This window comes from Streptococcus sp. 4155 (assembly GCF_013276695.1).
GTDB classification, from domain to species: Bacteria; Bacillota; Bacilli; order Lactobacillales; family Streptococcaceae; genus Streptococcus; species Streptococcus pseudopneumoniae.
On the sequence record NZ_VMLM01000056.1, the window covers coordinates 21,038 to 33,463 of the forward strand.

General features: G+C 40.7%; 8 protein-coding genes and 1 pseudogene. 8 read left to right on the plus strand and 1 reads right to left on the minus strand.

Annotated elements, in window-relative coordinates:
- Nucleotides 1-12 precede the first annotated feature (12 nt).
- The 7 genes and pseudogenes from pulA to HT715_RS07600 all read left to right on the plus strand — a co-directional run bounded on the left by pulA (nucleotide 13) and on the right by HT715_RS07600 (nucleotide 10,119).
- Nucleotides 13-2,292, plus strand: a complete 2,280-nt coding sequence (pulA, locus tag HT715_RS07565) for a type I pullulanase (protein WP_000283051.1) — start codon at nucleotides 13-15, stop codon at nucleotides 2,290-2,292.
- 380 nt (nucleotides 2,293-2,672) lie between these two features.
- Nucleotides 2,673-4,601 (plus strand): 1,4-alpha-glucan branching protein GlgB, encoded by a 1,929-nt coding sequence (gene glgB / locus HT715_RS07570; protein ID WP_138699726.1) that lies wholly within the window; start codon nucleotides 2,673-2,675, stop codon nucleotides 4,599-4,601.
- Nucleotides 4,591-5,733, plus strand: a complete 1,143-nt coding sequence (locus HT715_RS07575; RefSeq protein ID WP_172922882.1) for a glucose-1-phosphate adenylyltransferase — start codon at nucleotides 4,591-4,593, stop codon at nucleotides 5,731-5,733. Before glgB ends, HT715_RS07575 begins: the two co-directional genes overlap by 11 nt.
- Nucleotides 5,723-6,862 (plus strand): glucose-1-phosphate adenylyltransferase subunit GlgD, encoded by a 1,140-nt coding sequence (gene glgD, locus HT715_RS07580; protein WP_138701270.1) that lies wholly within the window; start codon nucleotides 5,723-5,725, stop codon nucleotides 6,860-6,862. Before HT715_RS07575 ends, glgD begins: the two co-directional genes overlap by 11 nt.
- Entirely contained in the window at nucleotides 6,859-8,292 is a 1,434-nt protein-coding gene (gene glgA / locus HT715_RS07585; protein ID WP_138701269.1) for a glycogen synthase GlgA, read from the plus strand. The genes glgD and glgA overlap by 4 nt, the downstream gene beginning before the upstream one ends.
- Nucleotides 8,293-8,350: 58 nt before the next feature.
- Nucleotides 8,351-8,995 carry a phosphoserine phosphatase SerB gene (gene serB / locus HT715_RS07590; RefSeq protein ID WP_000084487.1) on the plus strand — a complete coding sequence of 215 codons (645 nt, stop codon included), beginning with the start codon at nucleotides 8,351-8,353 and terminating at the stop codon, nucleotides 8,993-8,995.
- A gap of 8 nt (nucleotides 8,996-9,003) precedes the next feature.
- Nucleotides 9,004-10,119, plus strand: a pseudogene (locus tag HT715_RS07600) (glycerate kinase).
- Here the strand turns inward: HT715_RS07600 and HT715_RS07605 are convergent.
- Nucleotides 10,116-10,562, minus strand: a complete 447-nt coding sequence (locus HT715_RS07605) for a DUF1694 domain-containing protein (RefSeq protein WP_000131108.1) — start codon at nucleotides 10,560-10,562, stop codon at nucleotides 10,116-10,118. The pseudogene HT715_RS07600 and the gene HT715_RS07605 sit on opposite strands and share 4 nt — an antisense overlap.
- A gap of 163 nt (nucleotides 10,563-10,725) precedes the next feature.
- Between HT715_RS07605 and eno the strand changes: the two genes are divergently transcribed.
- A complete protein-coding gene (gene eno, locus HT715_RS07610; protein ID WP_000022822.1) occupies nucleotides 10,726-12,030 on the plus strand; it encodes a surface-displayed alpha-enolase in 1,305 nt (434 codons plus the stop codon).
- Nucleotides 12,031-12,426: the final 396 nt, after the last annotated feature.

A 12,426-nucleotide genomic window follows, 5' to 3' on the forward strand; every position in this document is an offset into this window, starting at 1 on the left:
GGAAAAATAAAAATGTATAACTACCCTATGCGCATTCATTACCATCGCAAGAATGGTGAATACGACACTTGCTCTTTTGTAAAGAGTAAGGATCAACGAATTGATTTACTAACTTACCAAGAAGATTATTTTGGAGCCTTATTTAGCTTTGAACACCCAAGTGCTCATCCCTTAGAAAGCTTGAATTTTGTGGTTCACACAGGCCAAACTAGTAAAGAATATGCTATCCGTTTTAATCACTATCCCCTCTTAACAGAGGTCTGGATTTTGGAAGGCGATGATAGAATTTATTATTCTGAAAATCCTGCAATTGCAAGTCCTTTCTATAAAAATCAAAATCCTTTTGCTTTTGACAAGGCTATCAATAGCGCTAGTTTCGACCACCACTGGGGCTACCAAGGGGAATTGGGTTGCCGTGTAGAGGACAATCAGGCTCGTTTTGCTCTCTGGGCTCCAACAGCGACAGAAGTGCAGGTTGTCGTTTATGAATCAGCTGCTAATGATGCTCCTGTTTGGAAGACCTTTGAGATGGAGAGAGGCAATAGCTACTCTTATAATCACAAGGACAATACAATCGGTGTCTGGAGTTTGGATGTTGAGGAAGATTTGACTGGTAAGGCTTATCAGTATCAAGTCCAATTCCCTCACCACCAAACAGTGACACGCGATCCCTATACCATCGCGACCAGTCCTGATGGCAAACGTTCAGCTATCCTGAGCCATGAAGAAAAGCAAGTTGCAAACTTCGAGGTCAAGCACGGTTCAGAGGCTACTTGGCGCTTGGCAAATCCATGTAAGGCAGTTATTTGTGAAATGCACATTCGTGATTTGACCAAATCACCGACCTCAGGTGTGGATGAACATCTTCGAGGAACTTTCTTAGGTGCTGCACAGACTGGAACAGTTAACCAGTACGGCCAAGCAACTGCTTTTGATTACATCAAGAAGCTGGGCTACAATTATGTTCAGTTGCAACCAATTGCAGACCGTCACAAAGAATACGATGAGGATGGGAATGTAACCTACAACTGGGGTTATGACCCACAAAACTATAACGCGCCAGAAACTAGTTTTTCAACTAATCCAGACGACCCAGCTCAGGTTATTCGTGATTTGAAGACCATGGTTCAAGCTTACCACGATGCGGGTATTGGTGTTATTATGGATGTGGTCTATAACCATACCTTCTCAGTTGTTGATGCACCTTTCCAAACAACTGTCCCTGATTACTATTATCGTATGAATCCAGACGGTACCTTCCAGAATGGAACAGGCGTTGGAAATGAAACAGCCAGTGAACACGAAATGTTCCGCAAGTATATGATTGATTCTCTTCTATACTGGGTTCAGGAATACAATATTGACGGCTTCCGTTTTGACTTAATGGGGATTCATGATGTCAAGACTATGCAGATGATTCGTCAAAGCTTAGATGAAATCGACCCTAACATTATCCTCTATGGAGAAGGATGGGATATGGGAACAGGTCTTGCCCCTTATGATAAGGCCAAGAAGGACAATGCCTACCAGATGCCAAATATTGGTTTCTTTAATGACAATCAGCGCGATGCTGTCAAAGGGGGAGAAGTTTATGGTGCTATCAAGTCAGGTTTTGTCAGTGGTGCTGCGACAGAGCCAATTCTTGCTAAAGCAATCCTAGGAAGTCGTGAATTAGGAAGCTATACACATCCAAATCAGGTGCTTAACTATGTAGAAGCCCATGACAATTACAATCTTCACGATTTATTGGCAACCCTTCATCCAGACCAAAGTTCAGAGCAAATCATGCGCAAGGTCGAGACAGCCACAGCCATGAATCTGCTCATGCAGGGGATGGCCTTTATGGAAATCGGTCAAGAATTTGGTCGTACCAAACTGGTTGCGACTGGTGAAAATGGTGAGTTGACCCATGATGATAGAGAGCGTGCGATGAATAGCTATAATGCTCCTGACAGTGTGAACCAAGTGAACTGGAACTTGATTAATGAGCGTCAAGACAGTATTGAGTTTATCCGTCAAGTCATCCGATTGAAGACAAAAACTGGTGCCTTTTCTTACTCTAGCTATGATGAAATTTACCATCATGTCTTTGTGCATTCTGCAATTGAACATAGCGGCTGCCTTATCTATGAAGTTCATGGGAAAGAACACCTCTTGGTGGTTGTGAATGCTAAATCAGAACCCTATCCATTTGAAAATGCAGGAAATTTAGCTATGTTGGTAACCAACAGTCGCTCAAAAGAAGACAATGTGTTAGATGATATTAGTCTAGCTGTCTTGAGTGTTTTATAAAGACCATCTATCTCGCTATTCTAACAGATCATTGGAAGTGAACGAATAGAAAGAACTTAGTTGATAACTCACTCGTATAGAAAATTTGATATATATTTTCATCAAACGTGTAAAATCAGGAAATTGTTTTCCTGGTTTTATTTTTTTGCTATAAAATAATAATAATCATAGAAAAATACGAACTTTTTGGTATTGTAGTAGAAAAAGAAATGCATTTTCGCAATTTTTTTGAAAAAATATTAATTTACAATTGAACAACTAAGTTAACTTTTTGTAGATTTTCAAAATAATTTTAAAGAAGTATAGTAATTTACTTGAATCTTCTCTAAAAAAGTAGTATAATAAAAACACAGAAAACGCTTACAGCAGAAAGGGAGTATATGGATAGAAGAGAAGCATTGCGCACCTTTATGACAGGTGAGAATTTTCACCTCCAGCATTATCTGGGAGCGCATAGGGAAGAAAAAGATGGTGAGTCTGGCTATACTTTCCGAGTTTGGGCACCCAATGCTCAGGCAGTTCACTTGGTAGGGGATTTTACCAATTGGGTAGAAAATCAGATTCCAATGGTAAGAAATGACTTTGGGGTCTGGGAAGTCTTTACCAATATGGCTCAAGAAGGGCATATTTACAAATATCATGTCACACGTCAAAATGGTCATCAACTGATGAAGATTGACCCTTTTGCTGTCAGGTATGAGGATCGTCCAGGAACAGGGGCAATCTTAACAGAGCTTCCTGAGAAGAAATGGAAGGATGGACTTTGGCTGGCACGAAGAAAACGTTGGGGCTTTGAAGAGCGTCCTGTCAATATCTATGAAGTTCACGCTGGATCATGGAAAAGAAATTCTGATGGCAGTCCTTATAGTTTTGCCCAGCTCAAGGATGAACTCATTCCTTATCTCGTTGAAATGAACTATACTCATATTGAGTTTATGCCCTTGATGTCCCATCCTTTGGGCTTGAGTTGGGGGTATCAGCTTATGGGTTACTTCGCTTTAGAGCATGCTTATGGCCGACCAGAGGAGTTTCAAGATTTTGTCGAGGAGTGTCATACCCATAATATTGGAGTTATTGTGGACTGGGTACCAGGTCACTTTACCATCAACGATGATGCCTTAGCCTATTATGATGGGACACCGACTTTTGAATACCAAGACCATAATAAGGCTCATAACTATGGTTGGGGAGCACTCAATTTCGACCTTGGGAAGAATGAAGTCCAGTCCTTCTTGATTTCTAGCATTAAGTTTTGGATTGACTTTTACCATTTGGACGGTATTCGCGTGGATGCGGTTAGCAACATGCTCTATCTAGATTACGATGATGCCCCATGGACACCGAATAAAGATGGCGGTAATCTCAACTATGAAGGATATTATTTCCTTCAACGCTTGAATGATGTCATTAAACTAGCTCATCCAGATGTGATGATGATAGCTGAGGAAAGTTCATCAGCTACTCAGATTACTGATACAAAGGATTCAGATGGTCTTGGCTTTGACTACAAATGGAATATGGGCTGGATGAATGATATTCTCCGTTTCTATGAAGAAGATCCGATTTATCGTACATACGACTTTAACCTAGTGACTTTCAGCTTTATGTATGTCTTCAAGGAGAATTATCTCCTACCATTCTCACACGATGAAGTTGTTCATGGCAAGAAGAGTATGATGCACAAGATGTGGGGAGATCGCTATAATCAATTCGCAGGCTTGCGCAATCTCTATACGTACCAAATTTGTCACCCTGGTAAGAAATTGCTCTTCATGGGTAGTGAATACGGCCAATTCCTAGAATGGAGATCTGAAGAGCAGTTGGAATGGTCTAATCTAGAAGACCCTATGAATGCTAAGATGAAGTATTTCACTTCTCAGCTAAACCAGTTTTACAAAGATCATCGCTGTCTGTGGGAAATCGATACCAGCTATGATGGTATTGAAATCATTGATGCGGATAATCGAGACCAGAGTGTTCTTTCCTTCATCCGTAAGGGTAAGAAGGGCGACATGCTAGTCTGCGTCTTTAATATGGCACCTGTTGAACGAAAAGATTTTACAATCGGTCTGCCTGTTGCAGGGATTTATGAAGAAGTCTGGAATACTGAGTTAGAAGAGTGGGGAGGCGTTTGGAAAGAACATAATCAAACTGTTCAAACGCAAGAAGGACTATGGAAAGATTATGAGCAGACCTTGACCTTTACCCTACCGGCTATGGGAGCAAGTGTTTGGAAAATCAAACGCCGCTTGAAATCTGATAAAACTGTCACAAGTAAAAACCAAAAAGGAGTAGAAAATGAAGAATGAAATGTTAGCTTTGATTCTTGCTGGTGGGCAAGGAACTCGTCTCGGTAAACTCACTCAAAGCATCGCAAAACCAGCTGTGCAATTTGGTGGGCGCTACCGTATCATTGACTTTGCTCTTTCAAACTGTGCCAACTCAGGGATTCACAATGTTGGAGTCATTACACAGTACCAACCTCTTGCTCTCAACAACCATATTGGGAATGGTTCAAGCTGGGGACTAGACGGTATCAATTCTGGTGTCTCTATTCTTCAACCTTATTCTGCAAGTGAAGGAAATCGTTGGTTCGAAGGGACTAGTCATGCTATTTACCAAAATATCGACTATATCGACAGTGTCAATCCTGAGTATGTCTTGATTCTGTCTGGGGACCATATCTACAAAATGGACTACGATGCTATGCTCCAGTCTCACAAGGATAATAATGCTAGTTTGACAGTCGCAGTTCTTGATGTTCCCCTAAAGGAAGCTAGCCGTTTTGGTATTATGAACACAGATGCCAATAATCGCATTGTTGAATTTGAAGAAAAACCAGCTCAACCTAAATCTACAAAGGCTTCTATGGGTATTTACATCTTTGATTTGCAACGTCTCCGCAATATGCTCGTTGCTGCTGAAAAGAGCAATGTAGATATGTCAGATTTTGGTAAAAATGTCATTCCAAATTACCTTGAGTCAGGTGAAAGTGTTTATGCTTACGAATTTAGCGGTTACTGGAAAGATGTTGGTACGATTGAGTCTCTTTGGGAAGCGAACATGGAGTACATTTCTCCAGAGAATGCCTTGGATAGTCGTAACCGTCAATGGAAGATTTACTCAAGAAACTTGATTTCACCACCAAACTTCCTCGGAGCAAATGCTGATGTGGAAGACTCATTAGTTGTAGACGGATGTTTCGTTGATGGAACTGTTAAACATTCTATCCTTTCAACAGGCGCGCAAGTTCGCGAAGGAGCGGAAGTTGTTGATTCAGTTATCATGAGTGGAGCTATCATTGGTCAAGGAGCTAAGATTAAACGTGCCATTATTGGTGAAGGTGCGATTATTTCTGACGGTGTCGAAATTGATGGAACAGATGAAGTACAAGTTGTAGGATATAATGAAGTAGTGGGGGTAGCAACAGATGAAGATTGATAAATATTCTGCCATTTTAGGAAACACAGTTGGTTTTCACGATATGTCGACATTGACAGACCACCGTCCAGTAGCAAGTTTGCCATTTGGTGGGAAATATCGTTTGATTGACTTCCCACTTTCAAGCCTTGCTAATGCAGGTGTTCGTAGTGTCTTTGGTATTTTCCAGCAGGATAATATCAGCTCAGTCTTTGACCATATCCGTTCAGGACGCGAGTGGGGCTTATCAACCCTTCTCAGTCACTATTATCTAGGTATTTACAATACTCGTGTGGAGAGTAGCACAGTAGGAAAAGAATACTACCAACAGCTTCTTACTTATTTAAAACGCTCTGGATCAAACCAAACGGTTGTCCTCAACTGCGATGTCTTGATTAACATTGATTTGAACCAAGTTTTCCATCTACATAGTACAACAAAAGGCCCTATCACTGTAGTTTATAAAAAACTACCTAAAAAAGACATTTCAGAAGTAAATGCAATCTTAGAAGTGGATGAAACAGACCATGTTCGTTCTCATAAACTATTTGATAGCAAGTCAACAGCTGAAACGTTCAATATGTCTACAGATATCTTTGTCGTTAATACACCGTGGTTGATTGAACGCTTGGAAGAAGAAGCTAAAAAAGAACATCCAGAGAAGTTGCGCTATGTTTTACGGGATTTGGCTGCAAAAGAGGGAGCTTTCGCCTACGAGTACACAGGTTATCTGGCAAATATTCACTCTGTAGAGTCTTATTACCAAGCTAATAAAGATATGCTTGAATCGCAAAAATTCTATTCTCTTTTCTCACCAAACCAAAAGATTTATACAAAGGTCAAAAACGAAGAGCCAACTTACTATGCTAATACATCTAAAGTAAGCACTTCTCAGTTTGCGTCTGGTAGTATCATTGAAGGTCAAGTGGCTAATTCTGTTCTATCACGTAATATTCATGTCCATAAGGATAGCCTGGTTAAAGATAGCCTGCTCTTCCCTCGTGTTGTGATTGGAGAAGGAGCTCAGGTCGAATATGCTATCTTGGATAAGGGTGTGGAAGTTGCTGATGGCGTTGTGATTCGAGGAACTGCAGAACATCCAGTTGTCGTTAAGAAAGGTAGCAAAGTAACAGAGGATATTCATTCATGAAAATTTTATTTGTAGCAGCAGAGGGTGCACCCTTTTCAAAAACAGGTGGTTTGGGAGACGTCATTGGCGCTCTTCCTAAATCACTGGTAAAAGCGGGACATGAAGTTGCAGTGATTTTACCCTACTATGACATGGTAGAGGCTAAATTTGGAAATCAAATTGAAGATGTGCTTCATTTTGAGGTGAGTGTTGGTTGGCGCAGACAGTACTGTGGGATTAAGAAAACCGTCTTAAACGGTGTAACCTTCTACTTTATTGACAGCCAATATTATTTCTTCCGTGGTCATGTTTACGGTGATTTTGATGACGGAGAGCGCTTTGCATTCTTCCAACTTGCTGCCATTGAGGCTATGGAAAGAATTGACTTTATCCCTGATCTTCTCCATGCTCATGACTACCATACAGCTATGATTCCTTTCTTGTTGAAGGAAAAATACCGTTGGATTCAAGCCTATGAGGGCATTAAAACAGTTTTAACCATTCATAATTTGGAATTCCAAGGACAATTTTCAGAAGGAATGTTATGGGATTTGTTTGGAGTCGGCTTTGAACGTTATGCTGATGGTACCCTTCGCTGGAACAACTGTCTAAACTGGATGAAGGCTGGTATTCTTTATGCTGACCGTGTTTCGACCGTTTCGCCTAGTTATGCTCATGAAATTATGACTAGTCAGTTCGGATGTAACTTGGATCAGATTCTTAGAATGGAGTCTGGTAAAGTATCTGGTATCGTGAATGGGATTGATGCTGATCTTTATAATCCTCAGACGGATGCTCTTTTAGACTATCATTTTAATCAGGAAGATTTGTCTGGGAAAGCCAAAAACAAGGCAAAATTGCAAGAAAGAGTTGGCTTGCCAGTTAGAGCTGACGTTCCACTGGTGGGAATTGTTTCTCGTTTGACACGTCAAAAAGGTTTTGATGTGGTGGTCGAAAGTCTTCACCATATCTTGCAAAATGATGTTCAGATTGTTCTTTTGGGAACTGGAGATCCAGGCTTTGAAGGAGCTTTCTCATGGTTTGCTCAGATATACCCAGACAAGCTATCAGCAAATATCACTTTTGATGTCAAACTTGCTCAAGAAATCTACGCTGCTTGTGACCTCTTCCTCATGCCAAGTCGTTTTGAACCATGTGGCTTGTCTCAAATGATGGCTATGCGTTACGGAACCTTGCCATTGGTCCATGAAGTTGGAGGCTTGCGAGATACCGTTAAAGCATTTAATCCAATCGAAGGAAGCGGTACTGGCTTTAGCTTTGACAATCTATCTCCTTACTGGTTAAATTGGACTTTCCAAACAGCATTGGACTTGTATAGAAACCATCCAGACATTTGGAGAAACCTACAAAAACAAGCTATGGAGAGTGACTTCTCATGGGATACAGCCTGCAAGTCATACCTTGACTTGTACCATAGTTTAGTTAATTAATAGATAAAATCGTATGATGACTTCATACGATTTTTAGGCTATTTAGAGAGGAGAACTGATGTCTCAAGTAAAAGGCTTGTGTGTTTTGGATGTAGATGGAACCTTAATCCTAGAAGAAGTGATTAATCTTTTAGGGAGAGAGGCAGGTCATGAGGCGGAAATTTCGCAGATTACAAGTCGGGCAATGCGAGGAGAGTTGGTCTTTGAAAGCAGTTTAAGAAAAAGAGTGTCCTTGTTGGAAGGTCTTCCTATTTTGGTCTTTGATAACGTCTTCAACTCAATTCATCTATCGCTAAATGCCCAGGAATTCATTTCCATTCTCCAAAAGAATGGCATCCTAGTTGGTCTGGTGTCCGGTGGATTTACACCAATAGTTGAGAGATTATCAAAATCTCTAGGGATTGCCTATTTCTCTGCAAACCAAGTTGAAGTCAAAGACGGTCATCTAACAGGGAAATTAGTTGGACAAATTATCAGTCCCCAGATTAAAAAAGAGACTCTGGAACAATGGAGAGAGGAACTAAAACTTTCTAAAGAAAGAACGATTGCAATCGGTGACGGGGCCAATGATTTATTGATGTTGAGATCAGCAGGACTGGGAATCGCTTTTTGTGCCAAAGAAGTACTCAAAAAAGAAATACCACATCATGTTGACAAGAGGGATTTTTTAGAAGTTCTTCCTTTGATTGACTGTTTAGAATGAGGGAAAATATGAAGATTGTAATTGCACCGGATTCGTTTAAGGAAAGCTTGACAGCTCAACAGGTAGCTGAAGCAATAAAAAGAGGCTTCCAGTAATCGATAGCAGATGTAGAATGTCTCCTCTGCCCTGTTGGTGATGGGGGAGAAGGTACTGTAGATGCTATCCGACATTCTCTTGACCTAAAAGAAAAATGGATCCAAGTGACAGACCCTTTTGGACAAAAAGAAGCCATGCGCTATTTTCAAAAAAGTCAACTGGCACTATTTGAAGTAGCTGACTTGGTTAGTCTTGGAAAAATTCCGCTAGAGAAACGAAATCCACTTCAAATCCAAACTTGTGGTATCGGAGAGTTGATTCTCCATCTCATTTCTAAAGGGATTAAAGATATTTATATCGGTGTTGGTGGCACGGCCAGTAATGATGGAGGACTGGGGATTGCTGCTGGTTTAGGTTATCAATTTTATGATAGGGACGGAAATGTCTTGCCTGCTTCCGGTCAATCCTTATTAAACTTAGCTTCTGTTTCAACAGAAAATCGCTATAAAATTCCTGAAGGTGTTCAAATTCATATTTTATCAGATGTCGTGAGTCCCTTATGTGGTCATCAAGGTGCGACTTACACTTTTGGCAAGCAAAAAGGCCTAAATCTTACTATGTTTCCAGTCCTAGATCAAGCAATCCAAGACTTTTATGAAAAAGTCTCACCTGCAATATTGCAAATTAAAGGAGCAGGAGCTGGTGGAGGCATTGCTGGCGGTTTGTGTGCCTTTGCTCAGGCAAATATCGTGTCTGGAATTGATACCTGCTTGAACTTAATCAACTTTGATAAGAAAGTTTCAGATGCTGACTTGGTTGTTGTTGGAGAAGGAAGACTTGACAGTCAAAGCTTTGCTGGGAAAGCGCCTATAGGTGTTGCAAAAAGAACCCCTGTTGGAGTTCCTGTTATTGCTATTTGCGGTAGTCTTGCTGAAGATTTACCTCCCCTACCATTTGAAAATATCCAAGCTGTCTTTTCTATTTTGGAGAAAAGTGAACCTTTAGAAGATAGTTTGAAAAATGCCAGTCTCTATCTGGAGCACACGGCTGCCAATATTGGGCACTTATTAACTATGCGCAAGATTTAGCCAAACCATTTTTTCCATAAGGATGTTTTGGATGGTTCTTCCTTTTTAACTTCCCAAAGTTTTGGAAAAGCAAGTCGAAGATCCTTTTCTTCTACTTGAACGGGTGCATTGCTATGGATAACCAGACCGAAGGGAGAAGTAATATGCTCTTCAGATACTATGGTAGCTTGACTATCAGTTTCTTTTGCTTCTTTTAAGTAGAAAACTTGCTTGTCAAATTCGATAGTTGGTGAAATCTTCACAAATAGTGGCTCTGCTTTTTCCTGAAGGTTTTCTAAAATAGATAAAAATCCTTTTTCTAACTGAGGGCTATTTGCTGTATCAATATCTGCATATCCAAGAACTCTTTCCTCAAAAGTACCAAGATAGCGTCTTTGCTCATCCGGATTTAATTTTGCTCCACCATGAGCTTGTTCAAGTAATTGTTTTGATAAATCTGTCATGAAAACAGTATATCATAAAAGTTAGAATAAAACAGACAAAAGAAAGCGATTACTTTATAAAGTTAAGGAAAAGTTGCACAAAGATAACGTTTTTTCTTGAAAAAGGAGGGGTTTTAAGGTATTATAGAGGTGTAAAAAATTTAACTCATAAGGAGAGTAAAAAATGTCAATTATTACTGATGTTTACGCTCGCGAAGTCCTAGACTCACGCGGTAACCCAACACTTGAAGTAGAAGTTTACACTGAATCAGGTGCTTTCGGACGTGGTATGGTTCCATCAGGAGCTTCTACTGGTGAACACGAAGCAGTTGAACTTCGCGACGGTGACAAATCTCGTTACGGTGGTCTTGGTACACAAAAAGCTGTTGACAACGTAAACAACATCATTGCTGAAGCTATTATTGGCTACGATGTACGTGATCAACAAGCTATCGACCGTGCTATGATCGCTCTTGACGGTACTCCTAACAAAGGTAAATTGGGTGCAAACGCAATCCTTGGTGTGTCTATCGCTGTAGCTCGTGCTGCTGCTGACTACCTTGAAATCCCACTTTACAGCTACCTTGGTGGATTCAACACTAAAGTTCTTCCAACTCCAATGATGAACATCATCAACGGTGGTTCTCACTCTGACGCTCCAATCGCTTTCCAAGAATTCATGATCGTACCTGCTGGTGCGCCATCATTCAAAGAAGCTCTTCGTTGGGGTGCTGAAATCTTCCATGCTCTTAAGAAAATCCTTAAATCTCGTGGTTTGGAAACAGCCGTAGGTGACGAAGGTGGATTTGCTCCTCGTTTTGAAGGAACTGAAGATGGTGTTGAAACTATCCTTGCTGCGATTGAAGCTGCTGGATATGTACCAGGTAAAGACGTATTTATCGGATTTGACTGTGCTTCATCAGAATTCTACGATAAAGAACGTAAAGTTTACGACTACACTAAATTTGAAGGTGAAGGTGCTGCTGTTCGTACATCTGCAGAACAAATCGACTACCTTGAAGAATTGGTTAACAAATACCCAATCATCACTATTGAAGATGGTATGGATGAAAACGACTGGGATGGTTGGAAAGCTCTTACTGAACGTCTTGGTAAGAAAGTACAACTTGTTGGTGACGACTTCTTCGTAACAAACACTGACTACCTTGCACGTGGTATCCAAGAAGGTGCTGCTAACTCAATCCTTATCAAAGTTAACCAAATCGGTACTCTTACTGAAACTTTTGAAGCTATCGAAATGGCTAAAGAAGCTGGTTACACTGCCGTTGTATCACACCGTTCAGGTGAAACTGAAGATTCAACAATCGCTGACATCGCAGTTGCAACTAACGCAGGACAAATCAAGACTGGTTCACTTTCACGTACAGACCGTATCGCTAAATACAACCAATTGCTTCGCATCGAAGACCAACTTGGTGAAGTAGCAGAATACCGTGGATTGAAATCATTCTACAACTTGAAAAAATAAAGTAGTTCAGTAAACTATTTTATCCCGAACCTTGAAATTCAAAAGTTCGGCCGTTGATTTAACAACGTTTCTAGCCCCTCGGATTTTTTCCGAAGGGCTATTTTTGGTACGACGGGCATGTCGTGCATCTGAGGTGTAAGTCCTCGGTGGGCACCTGCTACCGGTGAACCCAATAGCGATTCCCAAGCCTGACTATCGTGAGGTAGCGGATTAAAACGGTCTGGGGATAGACCGTTTTAAGTCTGACACTGGAAATAAGAATCGTCAGAGGAAGGGATAGCGAAATCGTGGCTCTACGAACAGGAACGTGATAGTAAGGCGTATATAGCGGATAAGGGGGTCAGAAACTCTAAAGTCCAAAAAGGTAGTCGTAACCTATATGCGTAAATCACGAGA

What these genes read in the sequence shown, in the direction of transcription:
- serB (WP_000084487.1), top strand. Translation starts at nt 8,351, where the DNA reads ATGTCTCAAGTAAAAGGCTTGTGTGTTTTGGATGTAGATGGAACCTTA.
- eno (WP_000022822.1), top strand. Translation starts at nt 10,726, where the DNA reads ATGTCAATTATTACTGATGTTTACGCTCGCGAAGTCCTAGACTCACGC.
- glgD (WP_138701270.1), top strand. Translation starts at nt 5,723, where the DNA reads ATGAAGATTGATAAATATTCTGCCATTTTAGGAAACACAGTTGGTTTT.
- pulA (WP_000283051.1), top strand. Translation starts at nt 13, where the DNA reads ATGTATAACTACCCTATGCGCATTCATTACCATCGCAAGAATGGTGAA.
- HT715_RS07605 (WP_000131108.1), bottom strand. Translation starts at nt 10,562, where the DNA reads ATGACAGATTTATCAAAACAATTACTTGAACAAGCTCATGGTGGAGCA.
- HT715_RS07575 (WP_172922882.1), top strand. Translation starts at nt 4,591, where the DNA reads ATGAAGAATGAAATGTTAGCTTTGATTCTTGCTGGTGGGCAAGGAACT.
- glgA (WP_138701269.1), top strand. Translation starts at nt 6,859, where the DNA reads ATGAAAATTTTATTTGTAGCAGCAGAGGGTGCACCCTTTTCAAAAACA.
- glgB (WP_138699726.1), top strand. Translation starts at nt 2,673, where the DNA reads ATGGATAGAAGAGAAGCATTGCGCACCTTTATGACAGGTGAGAATTTT.